At 70.5% G+C, this 16,921-nt stretch carries 18 protein-coding genes and 1 pseudogene; 8 read left to right on the plus strand and 11 right to left on the minus strand.

The features are described from left to right. Nucleotides 1-225: 225 nt before the first annotated feature. Together C1A38_RS32390 and C1A38_RS10090 are read left to right on the plus strand one after the other, a co-directional pair. Nucleotides 226-585, plus strand: a pseudogene (locus C1A38_RS32390) (hypothetical protein); the annotation flags it as partial. Continuing rightward, entirely contained in the window at nucleotides 582-821 is a 240-nt protein-coding gene (locus C1A38_RS10090) for a hypothetical protein (protein WP_102657568.1), read from the plus strand. The pseudogene C1A38_RS32390 and the gene C1A38_RS10090, both read left to right, overlap by 4 nt. 37 nt (nucleotides 822-858) lie before the next feature. Here C1A38_RS10090 and C1A38_RS10095 read toward each other — a convergent pair whose 3' ends face one another. The 4 genes from C1A38_RS10095 to C1A38_RS10110 form a co-directional block, all read right to left on the minus strand. Then, nucleotides 859-1,299, minus strand: a complete 441-nt coding sequence (locus tag C1A38_RS10095; RefSeq protein ID WP_102657569.1) for a hypothetical protein — start codon at nucleotides 1,297-1,299, stop codon at nucleotides 859-861. A 507-nt stretch (nucleotides 1,300-1,806) separates the two neighbouring features. Further along, nucleotides 1,807-2,883, minus strand: coding sequence for a Zn-dependent alcohol dehydrogenase (locus tag C1A38_RS10100; RefSeq protein WP_102657570.1), 1,077 nt, complete (start codon nucleotides 2,881-2,883; stop codon nucleotides 1,807-1,809). Next, the gene (locus tag C1A38_RS10105) at nucleotides 2,880-4,298 is read right to left on the minus strand and encodes an aldehyde dehydrogenase family protein (RefSeq protein WP_102657571.1); all 1,419 of its coding nucleotides are present in this window, start codon (nucleotides 4,296-4,298) and stop codon (nucleotides 2,880-2,882) included. The genes C1A38_RS10100 and C1A38_RS10105 overlap by 4 nt, the downstream gene beginning before the upstream one ends. A 43-nt stretch (nucleotides 4,299-4,341) precedes the next feature. After that, on the minus strand, nucleotides 4,342-5,007 hold the full coding sequence (locus tag C1A38_RS10110) for a TetR/AcrR family transcriptional regulator (protein ID WP_102657572.1): 666 nt from the start codon (nucleotides 5,005-5,007) through the stop codon (nucleotides 4,342-4,344). Nucleotides 5,008-5,096: 89 nt separating this feature from the next. On the opposite strand from C1A38_RS10110, the gene C1A38_RS10115 reads away from it, so the two are divergent. The 4 genes from C1A38_RS10115 to C1A38_RS10130 are packed head-to-tail and all read left to right on the plus strand — an operon-like array spanning nucleotide 5,097 to nucleotide 8,776. Beyond that, nucleotides 5,097-6,245 (plus strand): acyl-CoA dehydrogenase family protein, encoded by a 1,149-nt coding sequence (locus C1A38_RS10115; protein ID WP_102657573.1) that lies wholly within the window; start codon nucleotides 5,097-5,099, stop codon nucleotides 6,243-6,245. A 19-nt stretch (nucleotides 6,246-6,264) separates the two neighbouring features. Further along, entirely contained in the window at nucleotides 6,265-7,437 is a 1,173-nt protein-coding gene (locus C1A38_RS10120) for an acyl-CoA dehydrogenase family protein (RefSeq protein WP_102657574.1), read from the plus strand. Further along, on the plus strand, nucleotides 7,434-7,898 hold the full coding sequence (locus tag C1A38_RS10125) for a MaoC family dehydratase (RefSeq protein ID WP_102657575.1): 465 nt from the start codon (nucleotides 7,434-7,436) through the stop codon (nucleotides 7,896-7,898). The genes C1A38_RS10120 and C1A38_RS10125 overlap by 4 nt, the downstream gene beginning before the upstream one ends. Next, a complete protein-coding gene (locus C1A38_RS10130; RefSeq protein WP_102657576.1) occupies nucleotides 7,895-8,776 on the plus strand; it encodes an AMP-binding protein in 882 nt (293 codons plus the stop codon). The genes C1A38_RS10125 and C1A38_RS10130 overlap by 4 nt, the downstream gene beginning before the upstream one ends. Nucleotides 8,777-8,850: 74 nt before the next feature. Here C1A38_RS10130 and C1A38_RS10135 read toward each other — a convergent pair whose 3' ends face one another. Next, a complete protein-coding gene (locus C1A38_RS10135) occupies nucleotides 8,851-10,224 on the minus strand; it encodes an FAD-binding oxidoreductase (RefSeq protein ID WP_233196751.1) in 1,374 nt (457 codons plus the stop codon). Nucleotides 10,225-10,425: 201 nt separating this feature from the next. Beyond that, nucleotides 10,426-12,051, minus strand: coding sequence for a ribosomal protection-like ABC-F family protein (gene abc-f / locus C1A38_RS10140; RefSeq protein WP_102657578.1), 1,626 nt, complete (start codon nucleotides 12,049-12,051; stop codon nucleotides 10,426-10,428). A gap of 312 nt (nucleotides 12,052-12,363) precedes the next feature. Between abc-f and C1A38_RS31740 the strand changes: the two genes are divergently transcribed. Further along, nucleotides 12,364-12,882, plus strand: coding sequence for an Atu4866 domain-containing protein (locus C1A38_RS31740; RefSeq protein WP_102657592.1), 519 nt, complete (start codon nucleotides 12,364-12,366; stop codon nucleotides 12,880-12,882). Nucleotides 12,883-12,917: 35 nt separating this feature from the next. Further along, nucleotides 12,918-13,412, plus strand: a complete 495-nt coding sequence (locus C1A38_RS10150) for a nuclear transport factor 2 family protein (RefSeq protein WP_199180161.1) — start codon at nucleotides 12,918-12,920, stop codon at nucleotides 13,410-13,412. A gap of 4 nt (nucleotides 13,413-13,416) precedes the next feature. Here the strand turns inward: C1A38_RS10150 and C1A38_RS10155 are convergent, their stop codons facing one another. From C1A38_RS10155 to dmpG, 5 genes are all read right to left on the minus strand, one after another. Then, on the minus strand, nucleotides 13,417-13,974 hold the full coding sequence (locus tag C1A38_RS10155; protein ID WP_233196752.1) for an MmyB family transcriptional regulator: 558 nt from the start codon (nucleotides 13,972-13,974) through the stop codon (nucleotides 13,417-13,419). Between the two features lie 252 nt (nucleotides 13,975-14,226). Then, the gene (locus C1A38_RS10160) at nucleotides 14,227-15,066 is read right to left on the minus strand and encodes an SAM-dependent methyltransferase (protein ID WP_233196753.1); all 840 of its coding nucleotides are present in this window, start codon (nucleotides 15,064-15,066) and stop codon (nucleotides 14,227-14,229) included. A 118-nt stretch (nucleotides 15,067-15,184) separates the two neighbouring features. Then, on the minus strand, nucleotides 15,185-15,601 hold the full coding sequence (locus C1A38_RS10165; protein ID WP_102657580.1) for a RidA family protein: 417 nt from the start codon (nucleotides 15,599-15,601) through the stop codon (nucleotides 15,185-15,187). Further along, complete coding sequence (locus C1A38_RS10170; RefSeq protein ID WP_102657581.1) at nucleotides 15,598-16,311, minus strand: 2-keto-4-pentenoate hydratase; 714 nt, start codon at nucleotides 16,309-16,311, stop codon at nucleotides 15,598-15,600. Before C1A38_RS10170 ends, C1A38_RS10165 begins: the two co-directional genes overlap by 4 nt. Further along, a partial coding sequence (gene dmpG / locus C1A38_RS10175; RefSeq protein ID WP_102657594.1) for a 4-hydroxy-2-oxovalerate aldolase occupies nucleotides 16,308-16,921 on the minus strand: 614 nt, incomplete at its 5' end. The genes dmpG and C1A38_RS10170, both read right to left, overlap by 4 nt.

A 16,921-nucleotide genomic window follows, 5' to 3' on the forward strand; every position in this document is an offset into this window, starting at 1 on the left:
CAGCAGGTGTCCCTCCGCGCCCTCAAGACGGAGGGCCGGACACATGACAGTGGGCATCGGACTCCTACGGCGGATCGTCAGCCGGTACTTCCCGTCGCCGGTCGGCTCCGGCTTCGGACAGCGCATCCAGACCATCGAGCAGGAGGCCGCCAGGCAGCGGCTGTTGGATCAGGCACGAGGCGCACAACAGCCTCCGGCGGGTGGGGATTCTTCGGTGCCGCTGAAGCGGCGCGTCTCGTACGACGAGTACCTGTCGGCTACCGCGTTGACCTTTGCCCGGCGGCATCGTCCGGTCTGGTGTTGGCGGCGGTGGCGGCGAGTCTGCCGCTGCGGAGCCGACCTGCCCTGCCGTGCTCGGCACCGGATTCCGATCAATCGTGGTCACTGGCCTGGGGAGGGTGAGCAGTGACCGGCGGGCCGGAATGGACGATCCTCGCCGTACACGTTCGTGGGCTTGATGGGATGTGTGCGGGTTGCCGGGTGTGGTGGGCGCGGCTGGTGCCGTACCCGTGTTGGCAGGTGGAGTGGGCGACGAGCCGGCAGGCTCGCGCGAGCGTGGCCCGGTTTCTGGGTGGTGTGCGGTGACCAGCCACGGTCCGGTGATGCCGATCTGGAGTTGTGGTGGCTGTGACCTTCCCTGGCCGTGTCCGACGCGGCGGCGGGAGTTGCGCGCGGAGTACGCGGGCGCGCCGGTGTCGTTTGCTCTCTACCTCGGTGTCTGTCTCGTGCAGGCCGCTGAGGACATGCCGTGGGCGCCGGCCGGGGTGCTGCATCGCCGGTTCGTCGGCTGGGCCAGGCAGGTGCCGGAAGTGCAGGAGTGAAGAACAGCAGCCGGGCCAGGCGAACCAGGCGGAGGGTTTACGGGCGCGCCCAGCTGGCGAGTTCTCTGGCCCCGGTTGCTGTGGTGGAGTCGGGGTGTTGGGCCAGGGCGTCGCAGAGGATGAGGAAGGCGTCCACGGTCCCGGTGACCTGGCCGAGCCAGTCTGGGAGGAGGTAGTTCACGACAGCGTCGTGGAGGTGGTCGAGATGGTCGAGGCCGATGGTCAGGAGATCGTGGGCTGTGGTGGTTGCTCGTGCGACGAGCCGGGTGCCGTGGATGTCGTTGCGGCGTAGCAGGGCCAGGCAGGTTGCTTCGACGACGGCGGTGTTGCCGCGGTCGAGGAGGAGCCGCTGGAGGATGTCGGCGATGTCGTCCTGGTCGGCCCAGGCGGCGAGTTGTTGTCCTGCGGCGGCCCGCGTTGACCAGTCCGGGCTGTTGGCGGCCGTGATTGCTTCCTGAGGTGGGGTAGGGGCCTGCATGGGCTCAGGCTTCCACAGGGGGTTGTGGGGTGGGGGTGGGTCGGGGTAGCAATTGGTGTTGACTCCATTGATGATTTCGCCGGTCCACAGCAGGCGCGCTGATGCGCGTACGTCAATAAGGAAACAGGATGAAGAAATGGCGCAACGTGGCGATAGCGATTGCTAGTGGCGTCGCAGGAGGACTCCTGTTCGTGTGGCTTGCCCCCGACCGAGGCCACCCAGTGGCAGAGTTCTTGGTCTGGTTGGTTGTCTGGACGCCCTTGTTTTACTGGTTCGCGCTCCGTCCGGCTATGGGTAACGAGTGGCGGCCAAAGGCCAATCGTCCCGCGCCTCCCAGCACAGAGGGGAGCGGTGACTCGCGAAGGCCGCAGTGAAGATGAAGCCGAGTGCCTGGGCGTAGGTCGGTCGCCCGCGCACCCGTCACCGGTAGACCACGCCGTCGACCGTGATGAGCCGTGAGCCCTTCCTGGTCAACGTCACGTCGATCCCCTCGCCGTCGGCTGCGCGTCAGTCGAACAGAACCACGGTGCGGGCGCCCTCGCCGCGGGCCATCCGGGCGAGCGCCTCGGGTGCCTCGTCGAGACTGACCCGGTCGGTGACCAGGAAGTCGAGGTCGAAGCTGCCGTCGAGCACCGCGCGGGCCAGCTCCGGCAGGTCCCGGTCCGGGTCGGAGGAGCCGTACACCGAGGAACGTAGTGTCCGGGCCGAGTGGAAGATCTCCAACGCGCTGAGACCGACGATGTCGTCCTTGCCGCCCATGCCGACCACGATGACCTGCCCACCGCGCCGGGTGGCCCGCCAGGCGGTGCGGATGGTGGCGGCCCGACCGACGCACTCCACCGCGTGATCGACGCCGCGACCGCCGGTCAACGTTCGTACCGCGCGGCTGAGGGTGTCGTCGGCGAGCAGGAAGTCGGTGGCGCCGGCGGCGCGGGCCAGATCGGCTTTGGCGGGGGAGACGTCGACGGCGATGACGGTGGCGGCCCCGGCCGCGCGGGCGGCGGCGACCGCGGACAGGCCGACGCCGCCGAGGCCGATGACGGCGACCGAGTCGCCGGGGCGCACATCGGCGGTACGCCGGATCGCGCCGACGCCGGTGAGCACCGCGCAGCCGAGCAGCGCCGCGGTGGGGAAGGGCAGGTCCGCCGGTACGACCACCATCGCGTGCTGTGGCACCACCACCTGTTCGGCCAGTGCGCCGAGGCCGAGGGTGACGTGCAGCGGCTCGCCGTCGAGGGTGTGCCCGGCCTCTGTGGCCGGGGTGCCGGTGTGTTCGCACAGCCAGGGTTCGCCGTGGGTGCAGGACCAGCAGGCCCGGCAGGGGGGCGCCCAGTTGAGCACCACGTGGTCGCCGACCGCGACCCGGTCGACGCCGTCGCCGATCTCGACCACCACACCGGCGGCCTCGTGGCCGAGCAGCAGCGGGTACGGGGCGGCGATGGTGCCGTCCACCATGGACAGGTCGGAGTGGCAGACGCCGGCGGCCCGGATCGCCACCCGTACCTGCCCGGTGTCGATGTCGGGCAGGTCGACCTGCTCGACGCGTGGGGGAGTGCCAGCGGCCCTGGCGACGAGGCCCTTCACCGCTGGATCGCCTTCAGTTCGCAGAACTCCGCCAGCCCGTGGGTGCCCAGCTCGCGGCCGAGGCCGGACTGCTTGTAGCCGCCGAACGGTGCCAGGGGGTTGAAGGGTGCGCCGTTGATGTCGACGGCCCCGGTGCGCAATCGGCGGGCCACCTGCACCGCGCGTTCCTCGTCGGTGGACCAGACCGCGCCGGCCAGCCCGTAGCGGGAGTTGTTGGCGACCCGTACGGCGTGGTCGTCGTCGTCGACGGGGATGACCGCCAGGACCGGGCCGAAGACCTCTTCCTGGGCCAGGGCGCTGTCGGGGTCGACGTCGGCGATGATCGTCGGGGCGACGAACCAGCCGCGCGACGGTACGGGGGTGTCCGGTCCGCCGGCGACGAGTCGGCCGCCGTCGGCCAGACCTCGGGTGATGTGTTCGCGTACCCGGTCGCGTTGTGCAGCGGAGACCAGGGGGCCGAGTCGGGTGGCCGGGTCGAAGGGGTCGCCGAGCCGGTAGCCGGCGACTGCCTTGGCGGCCAGGTCGAGGGCTTCGTCGTAGCGGTCGCGGTGCACGAGCATCCGGGTCCACGCGGTGCAGGTCTGTCCGGAGTTGAGCATCGCGTTGCCGACGCCGACCTTGATCGCGGCGGTCAGGTCGGCGTCGTCGAGGATGACGTTCGCCGACTTGCCGCCGAGTTCCAACGCGACCCGGGCGATCCGGTCGGCGGCCAGGTGCGCGATGCGTCGGCCGGTGGCGGTGGAGCCGGTGAAGGAGACCAGGTCCACGTCGGGGTGACCGGCGAGGGCCTCGCCGACGATCGGTCCGGTGCCGGTGACCAGGTTGACCACGCCCGGTGGCAGGTCGGCGGCGTCGATGGCGTCGAAGAGCAGGTACGCGGTAAGCGGGGTCAGTTCGCTCGGCTTGAGTACCAGCGTGCAGCCGGCCGCCAGGGCGGGGGCGAGTTTGGCGACGATCTGGTGCAGCGGGTAGTTCCACGGGGTGATCGCCCCGATGACTCCGACGGGTTCGTGGACCACCAGCGAGTTGCCCACGGTCTGCGGCGCCGGCGGGTGGGCGGCCAGGTCGACGTAGCTGCGCAGGACGGTCAGTGGCAGTCCGGCCTGGACGCGGGTGGCGACCTTGAGCGGGGTGCCGAGTTCGGTGGCGACGGTGCGGGCGATGTCGTCGGCGCGGGCGGTCAGCTCGGCGTGCAGTCGGTCGAGGTGGGCGGCCCGGTCGACGGGGTCGGTCGCGGCCCAGCCCTCGAAGGCGGCGCGGGCGGCGGCAACCGCCCGGTCGACGTCGTCGGCCGTGCCGGCCGGGACCGTGCCGATGACCTCCTCGGTGCTGGGGTTGTGCACCTCCAGCGACTGCCGGCCGTCGGCGGGAACCCAGCCTCCGTCGAGGTAGAAATCGGTCCGTACGGATTCCATGAGCCTCCACCTCGACCTAAAACTAGCGGTGCAAGTTTGGACTCTAGTGCGTCGCGCCCTCCGGCGGGAGGGGGGCAAGTGGACCTACGAGGCGCTCGTAGGTGTGCGACAGCCCGTCGATGAGCGCCTCCAGGCCGAGGGCGAACGCGCCCTCGTCGACGCGCTGCTGGTGCTCGGCGAGGCGGTGGGCCTGGCTCAGGTGCGGGTACTGCGCGGCGTAGAGCCCCGGATCCTCCACGAAGCCGCGGGCGAAGGAGCCGAGCGCCGAACCGGTCACGAAGTAGCGCATCAGCGCGCCGATGTGCGTCGCCCGGGCGGGCGGCCAACCCGCCGCGACCAGCCCGCCGTAGACCGCGTCGGCCATGGCCAGTGCCGCCGGGCGTCGGCCGGGACCCTGGGCCAGGTGCGGCACGATGTTCGGATGCGCCGCCAGGGCGGCCCGGAACTCGTACCCCCAGCGGCGCAGTGCCTCGCGCCAGTCGACCTCGCCGAAGTACGACACGTCCACCTGGCCGGTGATGCTGTCCGCGACCGCGTCGAGGATCTCGTCCTTGGTGGCGAAGTGGTTGTACAGCGAGGGCCCGCGTACGCCGAGCGCGGCGGCGAGCCGCCGGGTGGAGAACGCGTCGAGTCCGTCGGCGTCGATCAACGCGGCGGCGGTCTCGACGATCCGCTCCCGGCTGAGCAGCGCCTGTCGAGGCCGGGGCATGGGCGTCCTCCTTCGCATCGGTGGCTCGCGGGGAACTGTCGCACACCGGGGTCTGGACAGCATAAAACTTGCAGCGCTAGTTTAATCGCATGGACCTTCACCTCTCCGCCGAGCAGGTCGCGGTCCGGGAGCTCGCCGCCGACTTCGTCAACCGCGAGGTGGTGCCACACGCGGCGACCTGGGACCGGCGCGAGGCGGTCGACCCGGGCATCGTCGGCAAACTCGGCGACGTCGGATTCCTCGGCCTCACCATCGACGAGGAGTACGGCGGCTCCGGCGGCGACCATCTCGCGTACTGCCTGGTGCTTGAGGAACTCGGCCGAGGCGACTCCGCCGTACGCGGCATCGTGTCGGTCTCCCTCGGCCTGGTCGCCAAGTCGATCGCCACCCACGGCACGCGAGAGCAACGCGAACAGTGGCTGCCCGCGCTCTGCTCGGGCACCGCGCTCGGCTGCTTCGCGCTCACCGAACCGGACAGCGGCTCGGACGCCGCGGCGCTGACCACCCGCGCGGTCCGCGACGGCGACGACTGGCTGCTCACCGGCCGCAAGACGTTCATCACCAACGGCACCACCGCCGACGTCGCGTTGCTCTTCGCCCGCACCGGCGGCCCGGGCCACCGGGGCATCACCGCGTTCCTGGTGCCCACCGACAGCCCGGGACTGTCCCGATCCGAGATCAAGGGCAAGCTGGGGCTGCGCGGACAGGCCACCGCCGAACTCGTCCTCGACGGCGTACGGGTGCCCGACACTGCCCGCCTCGGCGAGTGCGGCGCCGGCTTCCGGCTGGCCCTGGGCACCCTCGCCAAGGGACGCATGTCGGTCGCCGCCGGATGCGTCGGCATCGCCCAGGGCTGCCTGAACGCCGCCGTCGACTACGCCGGAGCGCGCACCCAGTTCGGCAAACCCATCGCCGGACACCAACTCGTGCAGCAACTGCTGGCCCGCATCGCCGTCGACACCGCCGCGGCGCGGCTGCTGGTCTGGCAGGTCGCCGACCTGATCGACCGGGGCCAGCCGTTCGCCACCGAGGCGTCGATGGCCAAGCTGTTCGCCAGCGAGGCCGCCGTGCGTGCGGCCAACGACGCCATCCAGGTCTTCGGCGGGTACGGCTACATCGACGAGTACCCGGTCGGCAAGTACCTGCGCGACGCTCGTGTCACCACCCTCTACGAGGGCACCAGCCAGATCCAGCAGCTACTCATCGGGCGGGCGCTCACCGGCGTCAACGCCTTCTGACGAAAGGAACCGTGAGCACATGGACTTCGGGCTGTCCGACGAGGAACGGGCCATCCGCGACACCGCCCGCGACTTCATCACCCGCGAGGTCATGCCGCTGGAACAGGAACTGCTGCGCCGGGAACGGGCCCACCAGCCCGGCCTGGAACCCTCCGAGCTGCGCGAGCTGCAGCTCAAGGCCAAGAAGTTCGGCTTCTGGGGCCTGGCCACGCCGCAGGAGTACGGCGGCATGGACCTGCCCGCCGTCATGCAGTCGCTGATCTGGACCGAGATCGGCCGCACCTTCGTGCCGTTCCGCTTCGGTGGCGAGGCCGACAACATCCTCTTCTACGCCACGGAGGAGCAGCGGCAGGAGTTCCTGCTGCCCACCATCGCCGGTGAGCGGAACTCCTGCTTCGCCATCACCGAGCCGGGGGCCGGCTCCGACGCCGCCAACATCCGCTTCCGCGCCCGCCGCGACGGTGACGACTGGATCCTCAACGGCGAGAAGACCTTCATCACCGGCGGCAACGAGGCCGATTTCGCCATCGTCATCGCGGTCACCGATCCCGAGCGGGGTGCCCGAAACGGCGGGGCGACCGCCTTCCTGGTGGACCGGGCGATGGGCTGGCGGTCGGAGTTCATCCCCACCATGGGCGAGGGCGGCCCGGCGTCGCTGTTCTTCGACGACGTACGCGTACCGCACCGCAACATCCTCGGCGAGGAGGGCCAGGGCTTCGCGCTCGCCATGCAGTGGATCGGCAAGGGCCGCTACACCATCCCCTCGCACGCCGTCGGCATCGCCGAACGGGCACTGCGGATGGCCATCGACCACGCCAACACCCGGGAGACCTTCGGCACCAAGATCGGCACCAACCAGGCCATCCAGTGGATGATCGCCGACTCGGAGACCGAGCTGGAAGCCGCCCGCTGGCTCATCCTGCGGGCCGCCTGGACGGTCGACGCCGGAATGGACCCCCGGCACGCCTCCTCCATGGCGAAGCTCTACGGCGCCGGCATGGTCAACCGGGTGGTCGACCGGGTCATGCAGATCCACGGCGGCATGGGCTACACCCGCGAACTGCCGATCGAACGCTGGTACCGGCAGGTGCGGCTGTACCGGATCTTCGAGGGCACCGACGAGATGCAACGACTGATCATCTCCCGCGACCTGCTGCGCGGCTACACGAAACTCGGAGGACACCTGGGATGAGGACCTTCGCCAGCATCGACGAGTTGGCCGGCGCGGTCGGCGAGCGGCTCGGCCCCGGCCCGTGGTTCACGGTCGACCAGAGCCGGGTCGAGCTGTTCGCCGACGCCACCGACGACCACCAGTGGATCCACCTCGACCAGGAACGGGCGGCAGCCGGACCGTACGGCGGCACCATCGCCCACGGCTACCTGACGCTGAGCCTGATACCGGCCCTGGTCGGCCAGCTGTACCGGGTCGACGGGGTGCGGATGGGCATCAACTACGGCCTCAACCGGGTCCGCTTTCCCGCACCGGTACGCGTCGGCAGCTCGGTACGGGTCGTCGCCACCATCGACCAGGTCACCCCGTTCGACGGCGGAGCGCAGCTGGTCGCCACGGTGACCGTGCAGAACGACGGCGGCGACAAGCCGGTCTGCGTGGCCGAGACGGTGAGCCGGCTGTACACCGACCCGCCCCGATGACCACGCTCTCCCCGGCGACCGTGCTGGCCGGCTCCGCCCGCCGGCACGCCGACACCGTCGCCGTCGTCGACGGACGGGTCCGCGTCACGTACGCCGAACTGTGGTGGGAGGCCCGCTGCTACGGCACCGGGCTACGCGCCGCAGGGGTACGCGCCGGCGACACGGTGGCCCTGCTCGCACCGAACGTGGTCGACTTTCCCCGGGTCTACTACGCCGCCCTCGCCGCCGGCGCGCACCCCGTGCCGATCGGCGCGCCGACCAGCCCGCAGACGGTTCACCTGCTGCGCGGCGCGCGGCTGCTCGTCTGCCACACCTCACAACTGGCCGCCGGGCAGAGGGTCAGCGCCCGGGTCGGCGTACCGCTGGTCACCGTCGGACCGACCCGCGGCCCGTCCGGCGTACCCCGACTGGAAGACCTCAGCGACCCCGCACCCGGCGGCACCGCCGCGGACCCGGACACCGACACCGACCCGGGCGGCCGGAGCGCGACCGACCCGGCCGACGGCGACGTGGTGCTCAGCTGCCTGCCGCTGGGTGGCCGGTTCGGCCAGGACGTCGCACTGACCGGCACCTTCGCCGCCGGCGCGACCCTGGTGCTGCTGGGCCGCTTCACCGGCCCGGCAGCACTGGAGCTCATGCTCCGCGAGGAGGTCACCGTCTTCCACGGCACCTCAGCCATGTACGCGGCCCTGCTCGACGCGGCACGGGGCAGGCAGACCCTGCCCCGGCTGCGACGCTGCGTCAGCAGGACCCCCCTGCCGCCGGCCCTGGGACAGCCCTTCACGACCACCTTCGCCACAGTCGTCACCGTGGCCGAGGAGAAGTCCCGATACGGCGGTGGCCGACGACAGCGCTGGCGCTGCCGACACCGACGGTGACGCCGGTGCCGGCGGCACCGCCCGTCGCCCGCGCCAGGTGGACAACAGGCGCGGTCAGCGAGTTGCCGACCCGGTCAGGCCGCAGCGATGTCCGGCGTGGCCCGGAAGAGGTTCGTCGGGTCGTAGCTGGCCTTGATGGCGACCAGCCGCTGGTACGTCTCCGGCAGGTACGCCTGCGCGAACTGCTCCGGTGCGGCGTCGGCGGCGGTCAGGAAGTTCACGAACAGCCGACCGGTGCTCCACGGCGCGATGGCCGCGAGCACCCGGGTCAGGTGAGCGTGGATCGCCTCGGCCTCGTTCGGGCCGCCGAGCCCGACAGCGTAGAGGCTGAAGGCGGCACCCTGAAGGTCGCTGGCGTTACCGGCCGCCGGGCGGCGCTCCAACGCCCCGCCGAGGTGCCGCAGCTCGAAGATGACCAGCGGGCTGCCCGAATCGGGGCCGGCATGCTCGACGATGGCGTCGACCAGCTCCGGGGTGAACTCCCGCAGCAGCCCCGAACGGTCCTGGACCGGGATCGGGTTCGGCGGGTCGGCGTGGATGGAGGCGATCGCGGTGTACGGCATCTCCATCACCGAGTCGATAAGCATCGGGGCGATCTCCCGCAGCGGGGCGACCAGTCGCTCGCCCTCCTCGGCGGCGCCGACGTAGGCGATCCGCACGTGCACCACCATCTGACCGCGCAGCGGCTCCGGCACCTCCGGAAGCGGCGGCAGCTGCAACAACGCGATGGACGAGTTCATCTCGTCCGGCACACCAGCGGTCCACCGGCCCCACGCGTTGAACACCTCGGCCGCCCGGTCAGCGGTGAAGAACAGACCGCCGCCGTAGATGTGGCTGACCGGGAAGAGGTTGAACTCCAAGGCGGTCACCACCCCGAAGTTGCCCTTGCCGCCCAGCACGGCCCAGAACAGGTCCGGCTCCTCGGTGGCGGTCGCCACGCGCAGCCGGCCGTCCGCGGTGACCAGCTCGACCCGGCGTACCTGGTCGGCGGCGAAGCCGAAGGTCCGGCCGATCGGGCTCAACCCGCCGCCCAACGTGTACCCGACCACCCCGACGCTGGGCGACGCCCCGTTCAGCGGCGCCAGACCGTGCTTGCCCGCCGCCTCGACGACCTGCTGCCACTGGACACCTGCCTCGACCCGGGCGGTACGCGCCTCGGCGTCGATAATGACCCCGTCCATCCGTCGGGTGTTGATCAACACCGCCCCGGCCGTGGGGAGCGCCGAGTGACCGGTGGCCAGCATCGCGACCGGCAGACCCTGTTCCGCGGCGAAGTCGACAGCAGCCTGGACATCGGCGACGCCCGCGACACCCACCACGAGCGCCGGCTGGTGCGAGACGGCGAGGTTGTACGACGCGCACTCGACGTCGTACCCGTCCTCGCCCGGAAGCAGCACCGGCCCGACCGTCTGAGCGGCGAGGCGTGCCGCGGCCTGCCGGGTGACCACAGAGCCACCCGGTATCGAACTCTGGTTCGGGTTCATACGATGCCTTTCGCGTATTGGCGGGTGAGCAACCAATTCCGCAGACGTCGTCGTACCTGACCAGTTCGAGACTCGTGTCGTGTCACGCCTCACATCGGCGAAGATCGGCTTCACAAACGCGTGAGCCATGGGGGCGTACCAGGCATTTATGTCGCACAGGAATCGTCAGCGGCCGGTCTCCGACAGACGTCCCTCGGTGAGCCGCAGCCAGCGGCTGACATTGATCTCCGCGAGGAACCGCTCGTCGTGGCTGACCACCAACAGCGCACCCTGGTAGGCGTTGAGCGCACTCTCCAACTGACCGACGCTGACCAGGTCGAGGTTGTTGGTCGGCTCGTCGAGCAGCAGAAGTTGCGGTGCCGGCTCCGCGCCCAGGACACAGGCCAGGGTGGCACGCAACCGCTCGCCACCGGAGAGCACCCCGACCGGCAACTGCGCTCTGGCACCCCGGAACAGGAAACGGGCGAGCAGGTGCATCCGCCGCGCCTCCGGCGCCTGCGGCGCGAACACCGCAAGGTTCTCCGCCACCGTACGCTCCGGATCCAGCAGATCCAGCCGCTGCGACAGGTACGCGATCCGGCCGTCCGCCCGCCTGACCTGGCCACCCTCAGGCTCCAGAGTGCCGGTGACCAGGCGCAGCAACGTGGACTTGCCGGCACCGTTGGCACCGAGCAGCGCGATCCGCTCCGGACCCCGGATCGTCAGGTCGACGCCGTCACCGGCGAAGACCGGCCGCCCGCCGTAGCGGACCTGCATCCGCTCAGCAGCCAGCAGCGTACGTCCGGCCGGCACCAGGGTGCCGGGCAGATCCAAGGAGAGCTTCTGTTCGCTGCGCAGCGCCTGCCCTGCCTCGTCGAGCCGAGCCTTCGCCTCGCTGACCCGCGCGGAATGCAGCTCGTCCGCCCTACCCGCCGACTCCTGGGCGTTGCGTTTCAGCGTGCCGGCGAAGATCTTCGGCAGGCCCGCGTTCTTGAGGTTGCGAGAGGCGTTGCCGGCCCGCCGCGCCGCCCGCTCGCGCGCCTCCTGCAACTCCCGCTTCTCCCGCTTGAGTTCCTGCTCGGCGTTGCGGACGTTCTTCTCCGCCACCTCCTGCGCGGCCCGCACCGCCGCCTCGTACGCGGTGAAGTTGCCGCCGTGGAACCGCAGCTCACCGCGGTCCAGTTCGGCGATCCGGTCCATCCGGTCCAACAGCGCCCGGTCGTGGCTGACCAGCAGCAGACAGCCGGTCCACTGCTCCAGCACCTCGGTGAGCTTGTGCCGGGCGACGATGTCGAGGTTGTTCGTCGGCTCGTCCAACAGCAGCACGTCGGGCCGCTTCAACAACTGCGCGGCCAGACCGAGAGAGACGACCTGCCCGCCGCTGAGCGTGTCCAGACGCCGATCGAAGGCCAGTTCACCGAGGCCGAGCCGGTCCAACTGCGCACGGGTCCGTTCCTCGATGTCCCAGTCGTTGCCGATCGTGGTGAAGTGCTCCTCGCTGGCGTCCCCGGACTCGATGGCGTGCAGCGCCCCGATCAGCGGAGCGATCTCCAGCACCTCGGCCACCGTGCGGTCACCCACCAGCGGCAGGGTCTGCGGAAGATAGCCCAGCACCCCCTGGACCGAGACAGACCCGGCGGTGGGCCGGTACTCGCCGGCGATCAGCCGCAGCAGGGTGCTCTTGCCGGCACCGTTCGGCGCGACCAACCCGGTACGGCCGCCACCGATCGTGAAGGACAGGTCCTGGAAGACCGGAGTGTCATCCGGCCAGGAGAAGCTCAGGTTCGAGCAGACGACAAAAGAATCGGACATCGGGACAGAACCTCGGATGTGAGGGCAGGCGGACCTCAGCCGCCCGACAGGGGGACACGGTCTGGAAGAAACGACGACCGACCACGGCACCGGCGCTCACGGGCGCGGGCCGGACAGCCGATCACATGTCCGGTCTCACCCGGAGATGTCGTCGTCTCCCTGCATGTCTCGTCTCCCTGATTCGCTGACCATCCAGGGCCAGATCCTGCGTGACTACGGTAGCACCGGCGGCACTCGACTCGCCCGATGAGCCGCCTTCCTAGGAGTATCAGGACCAGGCTGCTCGCCGACGGCGAACCTACCGTGGTCGACATGGCGAATCCGAGACTAGGTGGACACCAGCCCGCGCCGCGACAGGTTTTCGGCACCCCCGGCCGACCACGACGGGACCGGTCCGGGACGCCGTACCTGGCCACCCTGGGCAGCGGGGCCTGCCTGGTCGTGACGCTCGCGGCATGTTCCGCCGGACCGGGCAGCGACACCGCCGCTGACGACACGACACGGTCCGACCGGCAGGCCTCCACGACGGCCGCACCGACCCCGCCGCCATCGCCCGGCGACACCGCACCGCATCCGTACGTCGGGATGTGGGTGACCGCCGACGGTCACATCCGGCAGGCGTTGCTCGCCGACGGCCGCTACGACGAGGCCCGCGGCGAGCGGGAGAGCGCCTACACCGGCTCCTACCGGGTGAGCGGAAACCGCATCGAGTACGCCGACGACACCGGTTTCAGCGCACACGGCACCTTCGACGGGGACGTCCTGCACCACGCGGGATACGTCTTCTACCGCGAGGGCAGCGACGCACACCGCAACGCGAGAGAGGACTGACCATGATGGACAACGCGACAGGACATGGCCGACGCGTGCTCTTGACGGCGGGGATCGCCGGTGGGCTGACGGTGCTCGCCGGGGCCGGCGTCGCCTCGGCGGGAGGGCCCAGGAACCCCGACGTGCCGGGGCGGCCGGCCATGGAACGCCGCAACATGGAGGCGGTGCGACGCGCCTTCGCACGGCAGAACGCCGGCGGCGACATCTACGACATCCTGCACGACGAGGTGGAGTGGACGATCGTCAACGGCCGTACCTACACCTCCAAAGCCGAATTCCTCGCCCAGGGATCGGCACCGATCATGGACCGGCTGGCCTCGACGCTGGTGATGACGATCCGGGACATGTGGGCGGACGGAGACACCGTGATCATCCGGTTCGCGGGCGACGCGACGGCGACCGACGGCGTCGACTACCACAACGAGTACTGCTGGATCTGGCAGCTGCGCGGTGGCGACGTGGTGCGCAGTCACGCCTTCCTGGACATGGTCGCCGTGCGGGAACTCATCGACCGTATCGACCTGACCTGACCGGTCACCGCAGCCAGCTGCTGGCGGCCAGGGTGCCCAGCAGCCGCAGCGCCTCGGCGCTGCGGCTGTCCGGCTGGGCGCGGTACACGATCAGCTGCTGTCCGGGCGCCTCCCGGACGTCGAAGGCGTGGTACGACAACGTCAGTTCACCCACCGCGCCGTGCCGGAACGTCTTGGCCTCGTGCGTCTTGCCCTGCACGTCATGACGCCCCCACAGTCGACGGAACTCCGCACTCGCCGAGCCCACCTCCTCGACCAGGTCCCGCGCCTGCCGGTCGTGCGGGTCGTGACCGAGGGCAAGACGAAGGTTCGCCACGCACGCCTCGGTGGCCCGTCGCCAGTCGGCGAAGAACGTCGCACCGGCCGGGTCCAGGAACGTCATCCGGACGAGGTTGTCCGCCTCGGCGAAGTCCGCATAGAACGCGTCGGCCAGCGCGTTGCCGGCCAGCAGGTCGAGTCGTCGGTCGAGGACGAAGGCCGGGGTGTCCGGCCAGGCGTCGAGCAGATCCCGCAGGCTCTGCTCGACCCGGGACCGAGCGGGGGTCGGCGCGTCGCCGGACACCGGTGGACACGAGACCGACGTCGCCCGGCGTCAACCGGGCGCGCCGGGCGGTGAGGAACGCCCCGAGCGCGGTTGTCGGCATGCCACCAACGGTATCCGTGCGGGACCCGACCAGGCAGGGTGCGCCGCACCCTGGTTGCGCCCGGCTGGCTGCCGCCGACGACTGTGGATGCGTCCTGCGCCGCCGGTGACCGGCGCGGGGAGTCCGTCGGCAGGACACACGTCCCGCCGACGGACTCGGGTGACCGAAGCCTACGGTTTGCGGGCGAGGAGCCCGACGAAGGTGTGATAGGTGTCGGTCTGCTGCCGAGCCGGCGTGCCTGGCTCCGGACGCCACTCGGCCAGCGGCACCAACCCCGGCTCCAGCACCGTCAGCCCATCGGCGAAGGAGAGGATCTCCTCGTCGGTGCGCCAGCGGCCGGTGCCCAGCGACTCGTTGAAGACCCGTTCGACCTCGCGCGCCTTGCGGGAGCCCTCCGGATCACGCTCACCCGGGTCCCGGAAGTGGGAGATCGCCACGTAGCTGCCCGACGGCAGCGCGTCGATCAACTCGGCCGCCAACGCTCGCGGCTGCTCGTCGTCACCGACGTGGTGCAGGATCGCGAAGAGCAACAACCCGATCGGTCGGTCGAAATCGAGGAACCGACGTACCTCCGGATTGTTGAGGATCTCCTGCGGCGCCCGGACATCCGCCTGGATCACCGTCGCCGTGCCCTCCTCGGCGAGCAGGGCACGCCCGTGCGCCAGGACGATCGGATCATTGTCCACGTACACCACCCGGGCCTTCGGGTTGTGCTCGGTGGCGACCTCGTGCACGTTGCCCTGGGTGGGCAGCCCCGACCCGATGTCGAGGAACTGGTCGATGCCGGCCTCGGTGACCAGGAAGCGAATCACCCGACGCAGAAAGGCCCGGTTCGCCTGGCCGGCTGCCGGCCCGTCCGGAGTGATCCGCAGGGCGTGCTCGGCTACCTTTCGGTCGACCTCGAAGTTGTCCTTGCCCCCGAGAAAGAAGTCGTAGACCCGGGCCACGCTGGGAATGCTGGTGTCGATGCCAGGGGGTGCCGCCTTGTCGCGGGTCACAGGCGTCTCCATTCAATGAGGATCGACGCCGGGTGAAGTCTGCGGGCGGTTCCGGCGCTGCGGTGAGTGTAGCCATCGACTGAGTGAAATTCTCACCCTGCCTGGTACCGCTCCCAGCAGACGTGCGGGCTCACTCGACCGGCAGCAGCGCGACCCCCTGCATCTCGATCAGCAGGTGCGGGTGCGGCAGCTGGTGCACCGCCACTGTGGTACGCGTCGGCCCGGTCTCGTCGAAGAGTTCGGCGTACACGCGGTTGTAGCCACCGAAGTCGTTCATGCTGACCAGGTACGTGGTCACCTGCACCAGATCGGACAGGTCCGCGCCCACCTCGCGCAGGATGTCGCGCATGTTCTCGATCACCGCGCGGGTCTGCACCTCGATGTCCAACGAGGTCGTGCCCAACGCGTCCACAGTCGCACCGGCGATCGTGTTGTCGGGACGGCGGCTGCTCGTACCGGAGACGAAGGCGAAACCGCCCGCGACCTTGACGTGCGGGAACCGGCCACGCGGCACGGCCTTGCCGGCGACGACCCTGGCCCCGCTCATGCCGACGCCCGCAGCGAGACGGTGCCGAGCTGTTCGACAGTGACCCGCACGTGCGCGCCCGGCGTCAGCGGCACTGCGGCGGTCGCCGCGCCGGCCAGCAGCACCCAGCCGTCGCGCAGCTCCCCGGCGAGGCGGGCCGCCTCGGGCAGGGCGCGGCGCGGGTCGCCGAGGATCGCCGCGGTGGAGCCGACCTGCGCGACCCGACCGTCGACCTCCAGCAGCACACCGAGGTTGTCCACGTTGTCGGGCACCGGCTGCCACGGCCCGACGACGAAGCCGGACGCGGAGGTGTTGTCGGCGATCACCTCCGGCAGGGTGAACCGGAAGTCCCGGTACCGGGAGTCGATGAGCTCGACGGCGGGGGCGACGGCGGCGATCGCGCCACCCTCGACGAGGAACGCCACCTCCGGCTCGACCTTCGGATGGATGTGCCCGGACAGGTCGACGGTGCCGCCGTCGGAAATGTGCATCGCGTCGGTGAGCCGACCCCAGATCACCTCGTCGACACCCATCTGGGTCATCTTCGCGCGGCTGGTCAGGCCCAGCTTCACCCCGACCACCGCCTCACCACGGCCCACCCGGCGGGCCACCAGCGCGTCCTGCACCTGGTACGCGGTGGTCACGTCAAGGCCGGCGTCGGCACCGAACTGGGCGAGGGCGGTCCGTGTCACGGCGGCCTCGTCCAGCCGGGCGGCGATAGTGTCGATCACTGCGGGTCCTTCCCGGCGTCCCGGACCAGGTCCAGCGCCACGTCGACGATCATGTCCTCCTGGCCGCCGACCATCTTGCGGCGACCCAACTCCAGCAGGATGGTGCGCACGTCCACGCCGTAGCGGCCGGCGGCGCTCTCCGCGTGCCGCAGGAACGACGAGTAGACGCCGGCGAAGCCGAGCGACAACGTCTCCCGGTCCACCCGCACCGGCCGGTCCTGCAACGGACGCACCAGATCCTCGGCGGCGTCCATCAACGCGAACACGTCACAGCCGTGCTGCCAGCCGTTCAGCTCGGCCACCGCGATGAAGACCTCCAGCGGCGCGTTACCCGCCCCGGCACCCATCCCGGCCAGTGAGGCGTCCACTCGGCGCACCCCGTGCTCGACCGCGACGAGGCTGTTGGCCACGCCGAGGGAGAGGTTGTGGTGCGCGTGGATGCCGATCTCCGTCGTCGGATCGAGCACCTGCCGGTACGCGTCCGCCCGCTGCGCCACGTCCGCCATGGTCAACCGGCCGCCGGAGTCGGTGATGTAGACGCAGTGCGCGCCGTAGGACTCCATCAGCTTGGCCTGCGCGGCCAGTGCGGCCGGGTCGTTCATGTGCGACA

The sequence above is a fragment of the Verrucosispora sp. ts21 genome, assembly GCF_002879555.1.
Lineage (GTDB): Bacteria > Actinomycetota > Actinomycetes > Mycobacteriales > Micromonosporaceae > Micromonospora > Micromonospora gifhornensis.

Bases quoted from the DNA above. Each gene is read 5' to 3' on its own strand.
- C1A38_RS10095 (WP_102657569.1), bottom strand. From the start codon at position 1,299: ATGCAGGCCCCTACCCCACCTCAGGAAGCAATCACGGCCGCCAACAGC.
- C1A38_RS10105 (WP_102657571.1), bottom strand. From the start codon at position 4,298: ATGGAATCCGTACGGACCGATTTCTACCTCGACGGAGGCTGGGTTCCC.
- C1A38_RS10110 (WP_102657572.1), bottom strand. From the start codon at position 5,007: ATGCCCCGGCCTCGACAGGCGCTGCTCAGCCGGGAGCGGATCGTCGAG.
- C1A38_RS10115 (WP_102657573.1), top strand. From the start codon at position 5,097: ATGGACCTTCACCTCTCCGCCGAGCAGGTCGCGGTCCGGGAGCTCGCC.
- C1A38_RS10120 (WP_102657574.1), top strand. From the start codon at position 6,265: ATGGACTTCGGGCTGTCCGACGAGGAACGGGCCATCCGCGACACCGCC.
- C1A38_RS10125 (WP_102657575.1), top strand. From the start codon at position 7,434: ATGAGGACCTTCGCCAGCATCGACGAGTTGGCCGGCGCGGTCGGCGAG.
- C1A38_RS10130 (WP_102657576.1), top strand. From the start codon at position 7,895: ATGACCACGCTCTCCCCGGCGACCGTGCTGGCCGGCTCCGCCCGCCGG.
- abc-f (WP_102657578.1), bottom strand. From the start codon at position 12,051: ATGTCCGATTCTTTTGTCGTCTGCTCGAACCTGAGCTTCTCCTGGCCG.
- C1A38_RS31740 (WP_102657592.1), top strand. From the start codon at position 12,364: ATGGCGAATCCGAGACTAGGTGGACACCAGCCCGCGCCGCGACAGGTT.
- C1A38_RS10160 (WP_233196753.1), bottom strand. From the start codon at position 15,066: ATGGAGACGCCTGTGACCCGCGACAAGGCGGCACCCCCTGGCATCGAC.
- C1A38_RS10165 (WP_102657580.1), bottom strand. From the start codon at position 15,601: ATGAGCGGGGCCAGGGTCGTCGCCGGCAAGGCCGTGCCGCGTGGCCGG.